Source organism: Frigoribacterium sp. PvP032, from assembly GCF_017833035.1.
In the GTDB taxonomy this organism is placed as follows: domain Bacteria; phylum Actinomycetota; class Actinomycetes; order Actinomycetales; family Microbacteriaceae; genus Frigoribacterium.
The window spans coordinates 3,107,042-3,125,376 of the sequence record NZ_JAFIBM010000001.1 but is presented as its reverse complement, the minus strand read 5'-3'; the positions used below and the strand labels follow the sequence as shown (position 1 = coordinate 3,125,376).

The 18,335-nt window shown below is 73.7% G+C and carries 17 protein-coding genes; 9 read left to right on the top strand and 8 right to left on the bottom strand.

The features are described 5' to 3' along the window. Positions 1–2 precede the first annotated feature (2 nt). The 3 genes from JOE35_RS14435 to JOE35_RS14425 all read left to right on the top strand — a co-directional run bounded on the left by JOE35_RS14435 (position 3) and on the right by JOE35_RS14425 (position 4,284). Entirely contained in the window at positions 3–1,679 is a 1,677-nt protein-coding gene (locus JOE35_RS14435) for a beta-N-acetylhexosaminidase (protein ID WP_209561635.1), read from the top strand. Between the two features lie 134 nt (positions 1,680–1,813). After that, positions 1,814–3,412 (top strand): amidohydrolase family protein, encoded by a 1,599-nt coding sequence (locus tag JOE35_RS14430; RefSeq protein WP_209561634.1) that lies wholly within the window; start codon positions 1,814–1,816, stop codon positions 3,410–3,412. Positions 3,413–3,663: 251 nt separating this feature from the next. Beyond that, positions 3,664–4,284 (top strand): NAD(P)-dependent oxidoreductase, encoded by a 621-nt coding sequence (locus JOE35_RS14425; protein ID WP_209561633.1) that lies wholly within the window; start codon positions 3,664–3,666, stop codon positions 4,282–4,284. A gap of 28 nt (positions 4,285–4,312) precedes the next feature. Here the strand turns inward: JOE35_RS14425 and JOE35_RS14420 are convergent, their stop codons facing one another. Next, the gene (locus JOE35_RS14420; RefSeq protein ID WP_209561632.1) at positions 4,313–4,717 is read right to left on the bottom strand and encodes a RidA family protein; all 405 of its coding nucleotides are present in this window, start codon (positions 4,715–4,717) and stop codon (positions 4,313–4,315) included. Between the two features lie 116 nt (positions 4,718–4,833). Here JOE35_RS14420 and JOE35_RS14415 point away from each other — a divergent pair, with 116 nt between their 5' ends. Further along, complete coding sequence (locus JOE35_RS14415) at positions 4,834–6,246, top strand: alanine racemase (RefSeq protein ID WP_307803103.1); 1,413 nt, start codon at positions 4,834–4,836, stop codon at positions 6,244–6,246. 498 nt (positions 6,247–6,744) lie between these two features. Then, the gene (locus JOE35_RS14410; protein WP_209561631.1) at positions 6,745–7,095 is read left to right on the top strand and encodes a hypothetical protein; all 351 of its coding nucleotides are present in this window, start codon (positions 6,745–6,747) and stop codon (positions 7,093–7,095) included. 150 nt (positions 7,096–7,245) lie between these two features. Here the strand turns inward: JOE35_RS14410 and JOE35_RS14405 are convergent, their stop codons facing one another. Beyond that, a complete protein-coding gene (locus JOE35_RS14405; protein ID WP_209561630.1) occupies positions 7,246–8,226 on the bottom strand; it encodes an NAD-dependent epimerase/dehydratase family protein in 981 nt (326 codons plus the stop codon). A gap of 78 nt (positions 8,227–8,304) precedes the next feature. After that, positions 8,305–9,261, bottom strand: a complete 957-nt coding sequence (locus tag JOE35_RS14400) for a copper homeostasis protein CutC (RefSeq protein ID WP_209561629.1) — start codon at positions 9,259–9,261, stop codon at positions 8,305–8,307. A gap of 212 nt (positions 9,262–9,473) precedes the next feature. Here JOE35_RS14400 and JOE35_RS14395 point away from each other — a divergent pair, with 212 nt between their 5' ends. After that, positions 9,474–11,201 (top strand): AMP-binding protein, encoded by a 1,728-nt coding sequence (locus JOE35_RS14395; RefSeq protein WP_209561628.1) that lies wholly within the window; start codon positions 9,474–9,476, stop codon positions 11,199–11,201. A 251-nt stretch (positions 11,202–11,452) separates the two neighbouring features. Here JOE35_RS14395 and nagB read toward each other — a convergent pair whose 3' ends face one another. Both nagB and JOE35_RS14385 read right to left on the bottom strand, forming a co-directional pair. Next, complete coding sequence (gene nagB, locus JOE35_RS14390) at positions 11,453–12,241, bottom strand: glucosamine-6-phosphate deaminase (protein WP_209561627.1); 789 nt, start codon at positions 12,239–12,241, stop codon at positions 11,453–11,455. A 3-nt stretch (positions 12,242–12,244) separates the two neighbouring features. Beyond that, positions 12,245–13,501 (bottom strand): PTS transporter subunit EIIC, encoded by a 1,257-nt coding sequence (locus tag JOE35_RS14385; RefSeq protein ID WP_209561626.1) that lies wholly within the window; start codon positions 13,499–13,501, stop codon positions 12,245–12,247. Positions 13,502–13,711: 210 nt separating this feature from the next. Here JOE35_RS14385 and JOE35_RS14380 point away from each other — a divergent pair, with 210 nt between their 5' ends. Beyond that, complete coding sequence (locus JOE35_RS14380) at positions 13,712–13,945, top strand: glucose PTS transporter subunit EIIB (RefSeq protein ID WP_209561625.1); 234 nt, start codon at positions 13,712–13,714, stop codon at positions 13,943–13,945. Further along, positions 13,942–14,403 (top strand): PTS glucose transporter subunit IIA, encoded by a 462-nt coding sequence (locus JOE35_RS14375; RefSeq protein ID WP_209561624.1) that lies wholly within the window; start codon positions 13,942–13,944, stop codon positions 14,401–14,403. Before JOE35_RS14380 ends, JOE35_RS14375 begins: the two co-directional genes overlap by 4 nt. Before the next feature lie 48 nt (positions 14,404–14,451). On the opposite strand, the gene JOE35_RS14370 is transcribed toward JOE35_RS14375, so the two are convergent. Next, on the bottom strand, positions 14,452–15,228 hold the full coding sequence (locus tag JOE35_RS14370) for a GntR family transcriptional regulator (protein ID WP_245186126.1): 777 nt from the start codon (positions 15,226–15,228) through the stop codon (positions 14,452–14,454). A 458-nt stretch (positions 15,229–15,686) separates the two neighbouring features. On the opposite strand from JOE35_RS14370, the gene JOE35_RS16160 reads away from it, so the two are divergent. Further along, on the top strand, positions 15,687–16,541 hold the full coding sequence (locus JOE35_RS16160; RefSeq protein ID WP_209561623.1) for a M23 family metallopeptidase: 855 nt from the start codon (positions 15,687–15,689) through the stop codon (positions 16,539–16,541). A gap of 181 nt (positions 16,542–16,722) precedes the next feature. On the opposite strand, the gene nagA is transcribed toward JOE35_RS16160, so the two are convergent. Next, positions 16,723–17,934, bottom strand: coding sequence for an N-acetylglucosamine-6-phosphate deacetylase (gene nagA / locus JOE35_RS14360; RefSeq protein WP_209561622.1), 1,212 nt, complete (start codon positions 17,932–17,934; stop codon positions 16,723–16,725). Then, on the bottom strand, positions 17,931–18,317 hold the full coding sequence (locus tag JOE35_RS14355; protein ID WP_209561621.1) for a YrdB family protein: 387 nt from the start codon (positions 18,315–18,317) through the stop codon (positions 17,931–17,933). The genes nagA and JOE35_RS14355 overlap by 4 nt, the downstream gene beginning before the upstream one ends. Positions 18,318–18,335 lie beyond the last annotated feature (18 nt).

The window sequence follows — 18,335 nt, the reverse complement described above, 5'->3', positions numbered from 1 at the left end:
CCGTGACCGACCCCCTGCTGCTGCCCCGTGTCGACCAGCTGGCCACCGCCTCCGGCGCGTACCTGCTCGACTCCGCCACCCGCGTCTCGGCGCCCGACGAGCTCGCCGGCACCGTCGCCTGGCTGCAGTCGGTGCTGCGTCCCGCGACCGGGCTGCCCCTGCGTGAGGGCGACGGCGACGGCGCCGGCATCTCGCTCGACCTCGACCCCGCGCTCGACGACGAGGGATACCGCGTCGAGGTCCGGCCGGCCGGCGTGCGGATCACCGGCGGCTCGACGGCCGGCGTCTTCTACGGCGCCCAGGTGCTGCGGCAGCTGCTGCCGCCCGAGGTGTTCCGTCGCTCGCTCGTCGAGGGAGTCGAGTGGTCGGTGCCGGCCGTCGACATCGCCGACTCGCCCCGGTTCGGCTGGCGAGGCATGCACCTCGACGTGGCGCGGCACTTCATGCCGACCCACGACGTGATGCGCCTGATCGACCTCATGGCGGCCCACCGGCTCAACACGCTGCACTGGCACCTGACCGAGGACCAGGGCTGGCGCATCGAGATCCTGAAGTACCCCCGGCTGACCACGGTGGGCGCCTGGCGTGCGTCGTCGCAGGTCGGTGCGGGCCCCGACGCCACGCAGGACGGCCGTCCGCACGGCGGCTCCTACACGCAGGCCGACATCCGCGAGGTCGTCGCGTACGCGGCCGCGCGGCACGTGACCGTCGTGCCCGAGGTCGACGTGCCCGGTCACTCGATGGCCGCGATCACGGCCTACCCGCACCTCGGCGTCGGCGCGGTCGAGGTCGGCGGCACGCCCGTGCCCGAGCCGCGACAGATCGCCGTCGGCACCGAGTGGGGCATCTTCGAGGACGTGCTCAACACCGAGCAGTCGACCGTCGACTTCTACAAGGACGTGCTGACCGAGGTGATGGACCTGTTCCCCGGCACCTGGATCGGCATCGGCGGCGACGAGTGCCCGAAGGCCCAGTGGGAGGCGGACCCTCGCACCCAGGAGCTGATGCGCGAGCGCGGCCTCGCCGACGAGGAGCAGCTGCAGGCCTGGTTCATCGGCCAGCTCGACGAGCACGTGACCGCCGCCGGCCGCCGCACCTTCGGCTGGGACGAGATCTTGGAGGGGCACGGCGCGGCTGGTGCGCGACCCATGTCGCCCGGCGCGACCGTCGCCTCCTGGCGGGGCATGACCGGCGCGGTGACCGCCGCCCGGCTCGGCTACGACGTCGTCGCCTGCCCCGACGACCAGGTGTACCTCGACTACCGCCAGTCCGACTCGCCCGACGAGCCGATCCCGGTCTCGATCGTGCTCGGCCTCGAGGACGTCTACGCGTTCGAGCCCGTCCCGGCCGAGCTGACCGCCGAGGAGGCGCGGCACGTGCTGGGCGGCCAGGCGAACGTCTGGACCGAGCACATGGACTCTCCCCGCACCGTCGACTTCCTCGTCTTCCCCCGGCTCTGCGCGGTGGCCGACGTGCTCTGGTCGGACGCGCCCCGGGACTTCGCGGGCTTCTCCGCACGGCTCGACCACCACCTCCTGCGCCTCGAGGCCGCGGGGGTCGAGTACCACAGGGCGTCGGGTCCGCTGCCGTGGCAGACGCGTCCGGGCGTGCCCGGCCGACCGGCCTCGCGCGAGGATCGCGCGGCGTACATCGCCCAGGTCACGGCCAACATCGCCTGACCCGGCCCCCGCCCGCCCGTCTCTCTCCTCATCCAGGAACATCTGTCCTGATCCGCGCGGGGGAGGGAGCGGGAGTCCTGAACCGTGCAGCGATCAGGAACGTGCACGCGCCCGTTCCTGAGTGAGGAGAACCCGTGTCGACGACGGTCATCACCGGGGCGACGGTCCACGACGGTCGAGGAGGCGCGGCGCAGGTCGCCGACGTCGTCGTGCGCGACGGTGTGGTCGCGGCCGTGGGCCCCGGTGCCGGCGCGTCCGTCGTGGACGCCGACCGGCAGTTCGACGGCCGCGGCCTCGAGGTGCTGCCCGGGTTCGTCGACGTGCACGCGCACGACGACGCGGCGCTGTTCCGTCCGGGCGGGATCACGCCGAAGACGGCCCAGGGCGTGACGACGACGATCGTCGGCAACTGCGGCCAGGGCGTGGCGCCGTCCCCGCCGCGGTCCGATCCGCCCGACCGCTCGCTCGAGCAGTACTCGCTGCCCGTGCTCGGGCCGTTCCCCGACCGGCGCTGGCCGACCTTCGGCGACTACGTCGAGACGCTCGCCCGGGAGCCGCTCGGCATCCACGCCAGGGCGCTCGTGCCGCACGCGCCGGTCCGCGCCTCCGTGCTCGGGATGGGTCGGCGCGCTGCCGACGCTGCCGAGACGTCGCGCATCGCGGGCGCGGTCGGCGAGGCCCTCGACGCCGGCGCGCTCGGCGTATCGCTGGGCCTCATGTACGCGCCAGGCGACGCCGCTGACCGGGCCGAGCTGCTGGCGATCGCACAGGAGGTGGCGGCCCGGGACGGGCTGCTCGTCGCGCACGTGCGCAACGAGGCGGACGGGCTGCGCGCCTCCGTCGACGAGCTCGCCTCGCTCGGTCTCGAGACGGGCGCTCGCGTGCACGTCAGCCACCTCAAGGTGACCGGGCCGCGCAACGTCGGCGGCATGGGCGCGATCGTCGAGCACCTGGACGACCTGCGTGAGCGGGGGCTCGACATCTCCGCCGACGTCTACCCGTACGACGCGGGGAGCACGACGGTGGCGTCCCTCTTCCCTCCCTCGACGGCCGACCGCGGGGTCGAGAGCCTGCTCGAGGCGCTCGGCGACCCGTCGACCCGTGCCGCGGTGCTCGCCGGGCTCGAGCAGCCATGGCCCGGCACGGCGCTCGAGAACCAGTGGGCGGCGATCGGGCCCGCGCGCATCCTGCTCGCCGGCTTCGCCCGGCCGGAGCACGCCGGGCTCGAGGGCCGCAGCATCGCCGAGATCGCGGTCGAGCTCAGCGGCGAACCGCTCGAGGTGCTCGCCGATCTCGTCCTCGCCGAGCGGGGCGCGCTGACCGTGATCGTCTTCCACACCGACCTCGAGGGGATGCGCACCGCTCTCGCCTGGCCGCACACGCTCGTCGGCTCGGACGGGTTGCCGCGCGAGTCGGGCACCGTGCCCCCGCGGCTCTACGGCACCTTCGCACGGCTGCTCGACGTGTACGCCGGCACCGGGGCGGCGGCGGTGCTGACCCGCGAGGAGGCGGTGCACCGGATGAGCGTGGCCGCGCACCGCCGCTTCCGGACCGTCGCCTCCTCGACGCCCGTGGGGGTCGTACCCGGAGCCGCAGCCGACCTGCAGCTCGTCGACCCTCGCGCGTACGCCGACCGCGCGACGTACGCGGAGCCTCGACGGTCGCCGTCGGGGGTGCGCGGGGTCTGGGTCGCGGGCGAGCTCGTCGCGGGCGAGCTCGCGGGGCCCGCTTGACAGCGGGCGCAGGGTGCGCCTGACGGCGGGCGCCCACAGGAAGCGACGCGGGAGCGACAAGACGACGTGATCTCCCGCGTCGTCTCGTCGCTTCCACGTCGTCGAGCGTCGTAGGGCGTCGTCGCCGCCTGCTCCGACGGGATCCCGCCGGACGCGCAGGCCGCTCACGGCCACGTCACGACCCGGAGGTGTTCGCTCGACCCAGCTCGCCGACACCCGACTCGACGTGCGCAGGACGACGAGGAGACACCATGAAGCTGCTGTTGCTGGGAGCCACCGGGGGAGTCGGGTCGCACCTGCTGCGCCAGGCGCTCGCCGCCGGTCACGACGTCACGGTGCTGGTGCGCGACGAGGCCGCCCTCGACGACGCCGACGATGCGCGCGTGCTCGTCGGCGACGCCACCTCCGTCGACGACGTGGCCGAGGCGGTCGTGGGGCAGGACGCCGTCCTGAACGCGGTCGGCTCACGCCGCGTGCGGCACCCCGTCGAGGTCGAGGTGGGCGAGGCGCTGCTGCCCGCGATGCAGGCGTCGGGCGTCCGTCGGCTCGTCGTCTGCTCGGCGTTCGGCGTCGGCGACTCGGAGGGCGACGCCAGCGCGCTCCAGAAGATCTTCTTCCACACCGTGCTCGGCAAGGTCTACGAGGCGAAGGAGGCGGCCGACGCGCAGGTGCGCGCCAGCGGCCTCGACTGGACCCTCGTCTACCCCACGCGCCTCGTGGACGACCCCGCGACGGGAGACGTCGTGGCGTCCGAGCACCTGGCCGACGGCGCGTCGACGCAGGTGACGCGCGCCGACGTGGCCCGGTTCATGCTGGCTCAGCTCGGCGACGACACCTGGCTGCGCCGGACTGCGGTGCTCACCGGGGCGTAGGCGTGGGCGCCGACGCCGGACGGCGGGCTCAGCCGAGGACGGCGAGCGCGTCGATCTCGACGAGCATCGCCTCGTTCGGCAGCTCGACGAAGATCGTCGTGCGGGTGGGGAAGACGCCGCTGGTGACGTTCGCCCGGACCCAGGTCTCGTAGGCAGCGTTCATCTCGGCGAAGTCGCTCCGCTGCGTGAGGAACACGCGCAGGGACATGACGTCGTCGACGGCGCCGCCCGCCGCCTCCACGATCGCCTTGACGTTGTCGAGCGTGCGCAGGGTCTGCGCCGTCAGGTCGCCGCGGAACAGGTACTCGCCCGTCGCCGGATCTTGCGGGCCCTGGCCGGAGACGGCGAGGAACCCGTTCTTCAGCACGCCCTGCGAGAAGATCGGCATGGGGGTGGGGGCTCCGGTGGTGATCACCTGGGTCTTGTCGCTCACAGGGGGTCTCGTCTCTGTCTCGGCGGGGATGTCGTGTCGACGGGGATGTCGTGTCGGTGGGGCTGCCCTGCAAAGCTATCGGGAGACCGCCCCGTGCCACGACGAGAGGACACCCTGTGCAGACGTCCAAGGCCACCTTCGCGAGCGGGCACCGGCCGGTGCCGCTGCTGCGCCTCCCCACGCCCGTCCTCACGGTCGACCTCGACGCCCTCGAGCACAACGTCGGCACGATGGCCGGGTGGTGCCGGGCGGCCGGAGTCGACCTGGCGCCGCACGGCAAGACGACGATGTCGCCCGACATCTGGCGGCGGCAGCTCGACGCGGGCTCCTGGGGCATCACGGTCGCGACGGCGTTCCAGGCGGCCGTGGCGCGTGAGGCCGGCGTCCGGAACGTGGTGCTCGCCGGGACGACCTTCCACGAGGAGGCGCTCGTCGCCCTCGCCGCCGACCCCGGGTCGACGCGCGTGCTGATGTGGGTCGACTCGACCGAGGCCGTGCGCCTCGCCGACGAGGCGCTCGCGCGGGCAGCAGCCCGGGCCTCGAGCTCCGTCGAGGCCGCCGCTGGCCTCGACGCCGACGCCGACGCTGGCCTCGACGCCGACGCCGACGCCGGCGCGGCATCCGGCGCCGGCGCCTCCGGCCCCGCCGTGCCGCCGCTCGCCGTGCTCGTCGAGATCGGCTCGCCCGTCGGCCGGACCGGAGCCCGCACCGTCGCCGAGGCGCTCGCCGTGGTCGACGCCGTCGTCGCGTCGCCGCACCTCGTGCTCGCCGGCGTCACCGGCTACGAGGGAGCCCTGACGCACGACGTCGACCCCGCGGGCATCCAGCTGGTCGACGACTACCTGCGCACCGTGCTCGAGCTGCTCGACGCGATCGACCCCGCGGCGTTCGAGCCGTGGCTCGCCGGCGGCGGCGACGTCGTCGTGAGCGCGGGAGGCAGCGTCTACTTCGAGCGCGTCGTCGCGGTGCTCGCCGAGCGACACGACCCCGCCGGGACACGCGGGCGACGGACTCGCGTGGTGCTCCGCTCGGGCTCGTACGTCGCGCACGACCACGACCTCTACCGACGGCTGACGCCGTTCGCCCGCGACACGACCCCGCCGATCGACGGCGTCACGGGCCGCGAGTCGTTCCTGCCCGCCATCGGGCTCTGGGCGAGCGTCATCTCGCGACCCGAGCCCGAGCTCGCCCTGCTGAACGTCGGACGTCGCGACACGGCGGACGACGAGGGCCTGCCCCTGCCCCTCGACGCCTGGCGACCGACCGCGGGAGGCGGTGCGGACGACACGTCGGCGACGCGCCTCGACGGAGTGCTCGAGGGTGCCGTGGTGACCGCACTGAACGACCAGCACGCGTTCCTCCGGCTGGGCGCCTCCTCGGAGCTGGCCGTGGGCGACCTGGTGCGCCTCGGCGTCTCGCACCCCTGCACGACGCTGTCGCAGTGGCGCGAGCTCTCGCTGGTGCGAGGCGGCACGGCCAGCCGCGAGCAGCCCCCCGTCGTCGAGGGCACCTGGCTGACGCGCTTCTGAACGTCCCCGGTCCCGAGCCTGCGGAGCACGTCGGGCGTGCAGGCGTCGCCAGCCCGACGGCCAGGGTCGGAGCATGACGACGGGGGCGGTCTCGAGACGTGCCGGAGCGACGATCGCCGGGGCCGCCACGATCGCGCTGCTGCTCGGCGGGTGCGTGTACTTCCCCGACTCCGTCGGGCCGCTCCGTGACCTGGACGAGTGGTCGCGGGCGCAGGACGGCGTCGTCGACGTCGTGGACACCTCGTCCGAGCTCACGAACCCGGTGAACCCGTTCTCGGGCGAGTCCGTCGGCGTCGCGACGATCGTCCTGGCCGACGACGCCGGGGCGGACGACGTGGTCCGCGTCGCGCGGGCAGCACGCGACTTCACCGACTCCCGGCCGGACGACCGCTTCGCGCTGACCGTGGACGGGCCGACCGGCGGGGTGGCGCTGCCCGAGGACGACGACGCCTCGACGCCTCCCTCGCGCTCGTCGAGCAGGCCGCCGGCGACCCCGACGTGGCGGGCATCGACCTCGACCTCGACGACGTGCTCCCGACCCTCGTCGTGCGCCGTGTCGACGACGCCCCGGCCTCACGGGTCTACGCGACCTGGGCCGAGAGCCTGGCGTCGCGGGAGCTGTCCGCGGACGTCGAGGTGGTGCTCCCGCCCGGCGGGACGTCCGTCGGGCGGGACGCCCTCGTCGCCGCCCGGTCGGCCTCGGACGACCCGGCTCCGACCGGCGTGCGCAGCTTCAGGGCGCCGTCGGGGGCGCGCGAGACGATCGGCGACGAGCTGGCGTCGACGCCTGGAACCGGCTGCGCTGAGCCATCGGCGCCCCGCCCGTTGCCCGGCGGCCAGCGCCGCTGACGTCAGCCCGGTCGAGTTCGTCGTGAGCGGGCGGTGACGACGGTCCGCCCACGACGGGCCCGCCCGCACTCCGAGCGTCGCCGCCCTGACGAACCGCACCGACGGCTGCGCACGTCCTGCCCGCGCACGCGGCATCGGCCGGGCCGACCGTCAGCCTGCGGCGAGCCGGTCGTAGAGGGCGTCGACCCCGGGGTCGACCACGCGCCGCGACGCGTCGGCGTCGTGCCAGGCGACGATCTGGCGGGCACCCTCGGCGAAGGGCACGCGCGGCTCCCAGCCGACGGCGACCTCGCGGACCTTCGACGAGTCGAACAGGGCGGGGTGGCTGCGGTCGCCGCGCAGGTCGGCGTCCCACTCGGGCGCCGACGCGACCAGGTCGTGGGTCGTGCGGTGGACGACGTGCAGCGACCCGCCGGCCGCGTCCGAGAGGCAGCGCGCGATCTGGTTCCAGGTGAGCAGCTCGGACGACATGATGTTGAACGCCTCGCCCGACGCCTCGGGGGCGCCGAGCAGCGGGACGAACGCCCGCGCGAAGTCGTCCGCGTGGGTCATCGCCCACATCGAGGTGCCGTCGCCGTGCAGCACGACGGGGGCTCCGCGACGCATCCGCTCGACGACGGTCCAGCCGCCGAGCAGCGGCACGTGCGTGCGGTCGTAGGTGTGCGACGGGCGCACGACGGTGGCGCGGACCTGGCCTGCGAGGTGCTCGTCGCGCAGCAGCCGCTCGCAGGCGATCTTGTCGCGGGCGTACGGCGACCACGGGTTGAACAGCGGGGTCGACTCCGAGATCGGCAGCGCGGCGGGCGGCTTCTGGTACGTGGAGGCGGAGCCGATGAACACGTACTGGTCGGCGTGCGGCACCACGACACGGAGCATCGAGTGCAGCTCGTCGGGGGTGAAGGTCAGGAAGTCGGCCACGGAGTCGAACTGGCGGCCTGCCAGGGCCGTGACCAGCGCCTCCTCGTCGCGGACGTCGGCGACGATCGGCTCGACCTCGTCGGGGAGGGGGCGGCTGGCGGTGCTGCCACGGTTGAGCACCGAGACGGACCAGCCGCCGCGCACCGCCTCGCGCACGCACGCGGCGCTGATCTGGCCGGTGCCGCCGACCACGAGGAGGGACTTCTGCGTCATCGCTCCACTGTGCACGCTCACGGTCGGGCCGGGCCAGCCAGGCTGGCCAGCCTCGCCGGGCAGGGGCGCCCGGGTTCGTCAGGGGGTGCGAGGCGCGGGCGTGCGCGGTGCGACGTCGCGTGCACCATCGACCGCAGCGTCGACCGCCGCGCGCGCGGCCCGGACGACGGAGGCGTCGGTCACCGCATACGCGTCGGTCGCGCCCGCCGAGCCCAGCGAGACGAGCGACCGGCCGTCCCCGTCCACGGCCGTCCCGGCTGCGGCGGTCGTGGCGGTCGTCGACGCCGACAGGTGCACGGCGGCGACGCCTGCGTCCACGAGGGCGGCGATGTCGTCGATGCGGACGCCGCCGCCGGCCATCACCTCGACGCCGCCGGCCGCCGCGACCATGTCGGGCAGCACGCCCGACGCGAGCCCGTCTCGTGCCCGGGAGGCGCCTCCTGAGGTCAGCACCCGGTCGACCCCGAGCGCGGCCAGGGCGGCGACGGCGTCGACCGGCGAGGCCGCCCGGTCGACGGCGCGGTGGACGGTCACCTCGAGGCGGTCTCCGCCGAGCTCTGCCGGACGGGCTGCGGCCGCGTCGCGTGCGGCCGACACGAGCCGTGCCACGGCGTCGACGTCCAGCGAGCCGTCGCCCCGCAGCGCCCCCACGACGACCCCGGCGACGCCGGCAGCGACGAGGGTGCGGACTTCGCGCTCCATCACGACGAGGTCCCCCTCGTCGTAGACGAAGTCGCCGCCGCGCGCCCGGACGAGTGCGTGCACCGGCACGCCCGTCGCGACGACCGCCTCCGTCAGGCCCTGCGACGGTGTCACGCCGCCGATCTCGAGTGCGGTGCAGAGCTCGACCCGGTCGGCGCCCTCGGCCAGCGCGGTGCGGGCGCCGGCGAGCGACGTCACGGCGATCTCGAGCGCGACCCGCCGCTGTCCGGAGGCGGCGGGAGCGGAGGCGGCGGAGGCGTGTGCGGATGCTGGAGCGGCGACGGATGCGGATGCGGCGGCGTCGGACGAGGAGGTGCGGGTGAGGTCGCTCATCCTCCGATCCTCCCAGAGGCGCTCGCCCGCGACCCTCCGTGCGGATCCGTCGAGGGCGGGTCGCCGTCGCCGAGGGCGGGTAGTCCGCGACCCGCCCTCGGCGACGGCAACCCGCCCTCGAGCGGAGAAGAGGCCGTGCCGCCCGGCCGGCCGACGGCGGAGCACGGCGCCGCATGCCGCGCTCGGCATGGGCGGGCGAGCATCATGGGGACATGGTCCCTGCCGCAGCCCCCGCCGCCGAGAAGCCGTCCACCGCCGCGTTCCGCGCCGCCCGAGACTCCTTGTCGGCACATGCCGGCGACCACGAGGCGGCCCGTGCCGCGTTCCGCTGGCCGGACGTCGGCGACTCGTTCAACTGGGCCCGCGACTGGTTCGACGTGATCGCGCAGGGCAACGACCGTGTCGCGCTCTGGATCGTCGACCAGGACGGCGTCGACCACCGGGTCACGTTCGACGAGATGCGCCGCCGCTCGGACCAGGTCGCCTCGTGGCTCGTCGAGCGCGGCGTCGCGCAGGGCGACCACGTCATGCTCATGCTCGGCAACCGCGTCGAGCTGTGGGAGGCGATGCTCGCGATCATGAAGATCGGTGCGGTCATCCTGCCCACCTCCGTCGTCCTGGCCCCGCACGACCTCGCCGACCGGGTCGAGCGGGGGCTCGTCCGGCACGTCGTGGCGGCGGTCGCCGATGCGCCGAAGTTCGACGACATCGCCGAGGGCGTGGGGCGGATCGTGGTCGGCGGGGAGCGCCAGGGGTGGGCGTCGTTCGACGACTCGCGCCGCGCCTCCGAGACGGCGCCCGTCGTCGCCACGGCGACGAGCGACCCGTGCCTCGTGTACTTCACCTCGGGCACGACGAGCAAGCCCAAGATGGTCGTGCACACGCACGCGTCGTACCCGGTCGGGCACCTCACGACCACGTACTGGATCGGCGTGCGTCCGGGCGACGTGCACCTCACGATCTCGTCGCCGGGCTGGGGCAAGCACGCGTGGAGCCTCTTCTTCGCGCCGTGGACCGCCGAGGCCACGGTGTTCGTGCACGAGCAGGCGCGCTTCTCGGCCGCGGCCCTGCGTGAGCAGCTCGACCGGGCCGAGGTGACCTCGTTCTGTGCGCCGCCGACCGTCTGGCGGATGCTGATCCAGTCGTCGCTCGGCGAGCGACCCGTCGCGCTCCGCGAGGCGCTGTCGGCGGGGGAGCCGCTCAACCCCGAGGTCATCTCGCGCGTGCAGCAGGCCTGGGGCCTCGACATCCGCGACGGCTACGGCCAGACCGAGACGACCGCGATCGTGGCGAACCCGCCCGGGTCGGTCGTCAAGGCCGGCTCGATGGGCCACCCCCTGCCGGGCGTCGAGGTCGTGCTCGTCGACCCGGCGACGGGCGTCGTCGGCGACGCGGGCGAGGTCTGCCTCGACCTCAGCGTCCGTCCGGTCAACCTGATGGCGGGCTACCTCGGCGACGAGGCCCGCACGGCGGTGGCGCAGCGCGACGGCCTGTTCCACACCGGCGACGTCGCCACCCGCGACGCCGACGGCATGATCACCTTCGTCGGCCGCACCGACGACGTCTTCAAGTCGTCCGACTACAAGGTGTCGCCGTTCGAGGTCGAGAGCGTGCTGATCGAGCACCCCGCGGTCGCCGAGTCGGCCGTCGTGCCGGCTCCCGACGACGTGCGGCTCGCGATCGTCAAGGCGTACGTGACGCTGGCCGCCGGCTGGGAGCCGACGGCCGAGACCGCCCGGGCCGTCCTCGCCCACGCGCGCACCGGTCTGCCCGCCTACGAGCGGGTGCGCCGCCTCGAGTTCGTCGAGGAGCTGCCGAAGACCATCTCGGGGAAGATCCGCCGGGTCGAGCTGCGCGAGCGCGAGGAGGCGGCGGCCCGGTCGGGCGACCGCCTCGCCTCCGAGTGGCGCGACGCCGACTTCCCCGACCTGCGGGGCTGACGCCGCGCCTCCTTCGGGGCTGATGCGCCCCCTCCTCATTCAGGAACTTCTTGCCTGATCCGCGCAGCGGGGGGACTCGCGGTCCTGATCCGTGCACGCTTCAGGAACGAGCGAGCCGCGCCTCCTGAGTGCTGCAAGGAGGCGCGGCAGCGATCAGGAGGGATCTTCCTGAATGAGGAGGGCCGGCTCCTGGATCAGGACAGATGTTCCTGAATGCGAGGGCTCCAGACCGGCTCAGTGCGCGACCGAGGTCAGCGCTCGAAGCGCTGCCAGGCCGGCTTGTTGGCGTAGGTGTAGCGGTAGTAGTCGGCGAGGGTGAGCAGCGCCGCCGCCTCCTCGTCGACGACGATCGTCGCGTGCTGGTGCAGCTGCAGGGCGCTGCCGGGGCACATCGCCGAGAGCGGCCCCTCGACCATGCCCGCGACGGCCGAGGCCTTCGACGAGCCCACCGCGACCAGCACGACCTCGTGGGCGTCGAGGATCGTGCCGAGCCCCTGGGTCATGCAGTGCGTCGGCACCTGCGAGGGGTCGTCGAAGAAGCGCGCGTTGTCGGCGCGGGTCTGCGGCGCGAGCGTCTTGATGCGGGTGCGCGACGCGAACGACGACGTCGGCTCGTTGAAGCCGATGTGCCCGTTCGCCCCGATGCCGAGGATCTGGATGTCGATCCCGCCCGCGGCCGCGATGGCGTCGTCGTACTCGGCAGCAGCCGCCTCGATGTCGTCGGCGCGACCGTCGGGCACCCGCACGCGGTCAGGGTCCATCCCGAGCGGCTCGACCACGTCACGGTGGATCACCGACGCGTAGCTCTCCGGGTGCTCGAGCGGGATGCCGACGTACTCGTCGAGGGCGAAGCCGGAGGCGCGCGAGAAGTCGAGCTCGCCCGCCTGCACCCTGGCCGCCAGCGACGCGTAGATGCCGGTGGGCGACGAGCCGGTGGCGAGGCCGAGCACGGCCTCGGGCTTCCGCTCGACGACGGACGCGATCTTCAGGGCGGCGACGCGGCCTGCCTCGGCGGCGTCGCGGACGATGACGATCTCCACGCGTCAGGCCTTCGTCGCCGCGTCGGCGGACTCGGCCGAGACGTCGTCGTCCTCGCGACCGGGGGTCTTGAGGTTCCACTTCTTGATCACGAAGCTGAAGACGACGTAGTAGATCACGGCGTAGCCGAGGCCGATCGGGATCAGCCAGATCGAGTTCTGTGAGATGTTGAAGTTCAGGACGTAGTCGATCAGGCCGGCCGAGAACGAGAACCCGGTGTGGATGTCGAGCGCGTTCACCAGGGCCATCGACGTGCCCGTCAGGACGGCGTGGATGAGGTAGAGCGGCCAGGCGACGAACATGAACGAGAACTCGAGCGGCTCGGTGATGCCGGTGAGGAACGCGGTGAGCGCCGTCGACAGCATGATGCCGCCGATGAGCTTCTTCTTCTCGGGGCGGGCGTGGCGCCAGATCGCGAGGGCCGCGGCGGGCAGGGCGAACATGAAGATGGGGAAGAAGCCGGTCATGAAGACGCCGGCGCTCGGGTCGCCCTGGAAGAAGCGGGTGAGGTCGCCGCGGTACAGGGTGCCGTCGGCTCCGGTGTAGTCGCCGACGAGGAACCACACGACGTTGTTGAGGATGTGGTGCAGGCCGGTCGGGATCAGGAGGCGGTTGACCACGCCGAAGACGCCGCCGCCGACGACGTCGTTCGCGGCGACGGCCGTGCCGATCCACGTGAGGGCCGAGTTGAAGAGCGGGTAGATGAACGACATGACGACGCCGACCACGAGGCCGGTGACGGCCGTGAGGATCGGCACGAGGCGGCGACCCGAGAAGAACCCCAGGAAGTCGGGCAGCTTCGTCCGGTAGAAGCGCTGCCAGAGCATCGCCGACAGCAGGCCCATCACGATGCCGCCGAGCACCCCGTAGTTGATGACGGCGGGGTCGCCGGCGGCGGTCGTCTCACCGGCGAGCACCAGCGGCGACATCGCCGTGAAGACCCCGTCGATGACCATGTAGCCGACGACCGCCGCGAGGGCCGTCGAGCCGTCCGACTTCTTCGCCCAGCCGATCGCGATGCCGACCGCGAAGATCAGCGGCAGCCAGGTGAAGACCGCGTTGCCGGCCGCGCTGATGACCGAGCCGCCGGTCTCGAAGCCGGGGATCGCGCCGAGCAGGTCGGGCTGGCCGAGGCGCAGCAGCAGGCCGGCGGCGGGCAGCACGGCGATCGGCAGCATGAGGCTGCGGCCGAGGCGCTGCAGCACCGCGAAGGCGGCTGAGCCCTTCTTCGGCGCGGTGGCCGTGGTCTCGCTCGTGGTCATCAGTGGTCCTCTCGTCGGTGCGCGGCGTCGTGCAGCAGGTGCCCACGCCACGACGGATCGTCGGGGCAGGCGAGGGCCCTGGGGCAGGAGGTGCGGGTCGGCCGGTCCTGTCCGGTCATGACCAGTGAGTGGTAGTTTCCTCAGACCCGCCGGTGGTGTCAACTAGGCGGTGCGCTCGGGCTCGAGCGCCACGACGAAGGAGGACAGCTCATGTCGAAAGCACAGGCCATGATCGACGGACTCGGCGGCGCCGACAACATCGAGGAGATCGAGGGCTGCATCACGCGCCTCCGCACCGACGTGAAGGACATCTCGCTCGTCGACGACAAGGCCCTCAAGGCCGCGGGCGCGACCGCGGTCGTCCGCGCCGGCGGCAGCGTCCAGGTGATCGTCGGCACGATCGCCGACTCGCTCGCCGAGGACATCAACGACCTCCTGCCGTGACCGTCGCACTCGCCCCCGTCACAGGCCGGGTCGTCTCGCTCGCGGACGTCCCCGACGCGGTGTTCGCCGGCCAGCTCGTGGGAGCGGGCGTGGCGATCGAGCCGAGCGCGCCTCCTGCGGGCGGTCGTCTCGTCGACGTCGTCTCGCCGGTCGACGGCGAGATCGTCAAGCTGCACCCGCACGCCTTCGCGGTCGTGCACGAGTCGGGCACCGGCCTGCTGGTGCACGTCGGCATCGACACGGTCAAGCTCGGCGGCGAGGGCTTCGAGCTCGCGGTCGCCGAGGGAGCGACCGTCGCGGCCGGCGACGTCGTCGTCCGCTTCGACCCTGCCGTCGTCGCGGCTGCCGGGTACTCGGCCGTGTGCCCCGTCGTCGTGCTCGACAGTGCTCCCGACAGCGTGCCCCAGGAGTCGGTCGGCACCGACGTCGAGGCGCGGTCGCCGCTCTTCAGCTTCTGAGCGGGTGCTGGCCGGGCGCGCGCCGCCTCGGCGGATGCTGCCGGGGTCTCAGACGGCTGCCGGCTCGTCTGCCGACGTCACCTGCATGGTGAGGCGGTACCGGTCGGACCGGTACCAGCTCTCGGACCGCTCGATCGGCTCGTCTCCCGAGAACGACACCCGCTCGAAGTGGAGCACGGGTGCACCGTCGGGCGTCCCCAGCAGGGTGGCGATGTCGACGGGCGCCGCCCGCGCGGCCACGGTCTGGGTCGCCCGGGTCACCGGCTGGTCGTACTCGTCGGCCAGCAGGCGGTAGAGCGACAGGCTGAGGTCGCGGTCGAGCAGCCCCGGCAGCCGGGCGGAGGGGTACCAGGCGTCGTCGATGCTGACCGGCTCGCCGTCCGCGAGACGCAGGCGCTTGACGTGCAGGGCCGGTTCGCCCGGGCCGAGGCCGAGCGCCGCCGCGGTCTCGGGAGCGGGGACCCGCTCGTCACGCACGAGCACCACGGTGCTCGGACGGTGGCCGAGCGAGGTCATCTCGCTCGTGAACGAGTTGAGGCGCAGGGTCGACTGCACCGCGCGGTGGGCCACAAAGGTCCCCTTGCCGCGGACGCGCGTCAGCCAGCCCTCGGAGACGAGCTGACCGACCGCCTGGCGCACCGTGATGCGGCTGACGCCGTGGTCGACCATCAGCTGGCGTTCGCTGGGGATCGCGGCGCCGGCGGGCAGCTCGTCGGCGGCGAGGCGCTGCAGGATCGTCCGGAGCTGCTCGTGCTTGGGCACGGCCCCGTCGGTGATCTGCTGACCTGTCTCGTGCCTCGTCGCGTGCCCCATCACGTGCATCATCGCCTGTCCTCGTCGGGCCGGAGGCGGTGGTCCCGTCCGGTCATGACCTAGCTGTCTCCTCCTGAGAGTACGCACCCCTGCCCGGTCGGCGCTGGCCCGCGGCCGGGGCGTGGCCTCTGGTGCGTCGGACGACCCTGGCCTACACTCGACGGGACCCGTGGAGCGAGGAGGACCGTGATCGACAGCCCCGGCCCCTTCGTGACGGCCCCGTGAGCGCGTCCGACGCCGCCCCGGTCGAGCCTGCAGCCCCGGTCGAGCCTGGCGCTCCGCTGACCCGGCGCGAGGCCCTGGCGCGTGAGCGAGCTGCGCTCGCTGCGGCGTCCGGATCCTCGGCCCCGGCCCCGGCTCCGGCTCCGGCTCCGGCTCCGATCGCTCCGTCTGCGGCGACTGCTCCGTCGGCTGTCGCCGCGGCTGCGTCGTCCTCTTCTCGCGCGGTCGTGGCCGTGCGTCCTCGCCGCGTGCCCGTCCTCGTGTCGCCGGCCCGCGCCTCCTCGTCCTCTCACGCACCGTCCGCACCGCCCGTCGCCCGCGCGACCATGTCGAAGGCCGCCCGCCGTCTTCGCGCCGCCGCCGTGCCCGCCGTCGCCTTCCTGGCGAGCGGGCTCTTCTTCTCGTCCAACGTCACGCCCGCGACCGCGAGCGACCTCGGCGGCTCGGTCGTGCAGACCTCGGCCGCGGCTCCCGTCCCCGGCCAGACGCTCGCCGCGTCGCTCGTGGTGCTCACCGTCTCGGAGCGCGACGCGTTCGTCGTCAAGGACGCCCCGCCTCCGCCGCCCCCGCCCCCGGTCGTCGCGCCGACGCCCGAGGCCGGCACGTCGAACGCGCAGTCGACCCGCAACGGCGGCGTCGCGGCGGGCGGCGGCACCATCGTCAACTCCGGCACGGGCGACATCCGGTGGCCGTTCCCCGGCACGGTCGTGCTGAGCTCGGGCTTCGGCCCGCGCGCCGCGCCGTGCGCCGCGTGCTCGAGCATGCACATGGGCCTCGACATGACCCCGGGGAGCGGCACGCCCATCGGCGCCGTCGCCGCCGGGACGGTCCGCACGTCGGGCCTGCACGCGCAGTTCGGCCAGTACGCGGTGATCGACCACGTCATCGACGGACAGAAGATCAGCACCCTCTACGCGCACATGGTCGTGGGCTCGAGCCCGCTGGTCGTCGGCCAGCAGGTCGCCGTCGGCGAGCTCGTCGGCCTCGTCGGCCGCAGCGGCGTCGCCACCGGAGCGCACCTGCACTTCGAGGTGCTGATCGGCGGCTCGACCCAGGTCGATCCGCGCGCCTGGCTCGACGCCAACGCCGGCCGCACGCTCTAGCTCCCGCGCCCTGCGCCCCGCGCCCCGCGCCGCCACTCTGCGCGTCCAGGTCTCTCCTCATTCAGGACGATGAGTCCTGAGTTCGCACTGCGCAGGAGGCGCGGTCCTGAACCGTGCACGGTTCAGGAACTCAGACGCCTCGTTTCCCGAATCACGGTCGAGCGGCGCGCGACGAGGCGGCTCAGCGACCGTCCGTCAGCTCGCGCCCCGCGGCCCACACGCGCGACACGTGCCAGTCGTCCGTCCACGCGACCGCGTCGGCGACGTAGCCGGGAGCGAGCAGGCCGATCCGCTCCTCCTCGCCGATCGCCTTCGCGGGGACCGTCGTCAACGCCTCGACGGCGCACATCGGCGACTGTTGGGCACCGGTCAGGGCGAGCCGCAGGGCGGCGTCCTGAGTGAGGGTCGAGCCGGCGATGGTGTCGGTCCCGGCGAGCACCGCGACGCCGTCGCTGACGGTCACGGCGAGCTCGCCGAGCAGGTAGTCGCCGTCGGCCGAGCCCGCGGCGGACATCGCGTCCGTGATCAGCGCGACGCGGCCGGGGGCGGAGGCGAACACCATGCGGACGACCTCCGGGTGCACGTGCACGCCGTCGAGGATCAGCTCGATCGTCACCCGGTCGTCGCTGATCGCGGCCACGACGGGGCCGGGCTCGCGGTGGCCGATGCCCGCGATCGCGTTGAACGCGTGGGTCATCATGGTCGCGCCGCGGTCGAATGCCGCGACCGCGAGGTCGTGGTCCGCGTCGGTGTGGCCGACGGCGACGACGGCTCCGGCGGCGACGATCCGCTCGACGGCGTCGAGCCCGCCGGGCAGCTCGGGTGCCAGGGTCACCTGGCGCACGACGCCGGGGACGGCCCCGAGCAGGGCGTCGACGTTCTGTGGCGAGGGCACGGCGAGGTGCTGCTCGGCGTGCGCGCCCTTGCGGTGCGGCGCCAGGAACGGCCCCTCGAGGTGGGCGCCGAGCACGAGCGGATCGCGCCGTCGCAGCTCGGCGATCGTCTCGAGCGAGCCCCGGAGGCGGTCGATCGGGTTCGCGACGAGGCTCACCAGCGAGCGGGTCGTCCCGTGCGAGCGGTGCAGGGCCAGGCCGCGCTCGATCTCGTCCGCAGCTCCGTCGTGGCTGGCACCGCCTCCTCCGTGGGTGTGCAGGTCGACGAGTCCGGGGGTGAGGCGGGCGCCGTCGAGGTCGACCACGACGTCGGCGACCGGCAGCGCGCCTCCCAGTCCGTCTCGTCCGTCCCGGTGCCGACCAGGTGCCTCGAGGGGGAAGGCCTGCTCGGCCGTGCTGCCGGTCGCGACGATGACGTCGCCGTCGACGAGCATCCAGAAGCCCTCGGTCTCGCCCGTGGCGTCGACGGCGTGGGCGTTCGTGAAGAGGGTGGTGCTCATGCGCGGTCCTCCCGGCGGGCGGCGACGACACCGGTGACGGCGGCGACCAGGGCGAAGACGACCGCGACGACGGGGTGGCCGAGCTGGGCCCAGGCGATCGCAGCCGCGCCCATCACGGCGATCTCGACGAGGCTTCGGCCGACACGGTCGGTCGGCACCACGGCGCGGGGCGAGCGGAAGAGCGCCCAGACGACGACGGCGAAGCCGGGCGCGCCGATCATGAAGGCGAGGGCCGGCCACGGCCACGCCCAGGCCAGGTAGCCCCACAGCGCGAGGGAGAAGAGGGCGAAGAGCTCGACCGCGAAGCGGAGCAGCTCGAAGGGGGCCGGACGGCGACCTGCGGGCGGACGGTGGTCGGCGGTCGCGGCGTCGGTCGGGGTCACGGTGCCAGCGTACGACCG

What these genes read in the sequence shown, in the direction of transcription:
- nagA (WP_209561622.1), bottom strand. Translation starts at nt 17,934, where the DNA reads ATGAGCACCACCCTCTTCACGAACGCCCACGCCGTCGACGCCACGGGC.
- JOE35_RS14370 (WP_245186126.1), bottom strand. Translation starts at nt 15,228, where the DNA reads ATGATGCACGTGATGGGGCACGCGACGAGGCACGAGACAGGTCAGCAG.
- JOE35_RS14400 (WP_209561629.1), bottom strand. Translation starts at nt 9,261, where the DNA reads ATGAGCGACCTCACCCGCACCTCCTCGTCCGACGCCGCCGCATCCGCA.
- JOE35_RS14380 (WP_209561625.1), top strand. Translation starts at nt 13,712, where the DNA reads ATGTCGAAAGCACAGGCCATGATCGACGGACTCGGCGGCGCCGACAAC.
- JOE35_RS14425 (WP_209561633.1), top strand. Translation starts at nt 3,664, where the DNA reads ATGAAGCTGCTGTTGCTGGGAGCCACCGGGGGAGTCGGGTCGCACCTG.
- JOE35_RS14395 (WP_209561628.1), top strand. Translation starts at nt 9,474, where the DNA reads ATGGTCCCTGCCGCAGCCCCCGCCGCCGAGAAGCCGTCCACCGCCGCG.
- JOE35_RS14405 (WP_209561630.1), bottom strand. Translation starts at nt 8,226, where the DNA reads ATGACGCAGAAGTCCCTCCTCGTGGTCGGCGGCACCGGCCAGATCAGC.
- JOE35_RS14385 (WP_209561626.1), bottom strand. Translation starts at nt 13,501, where the DNA reads ATGACCACGAGCGAGACCACGGCCACCGCGCCGAAGAAGGGCTCAGCC.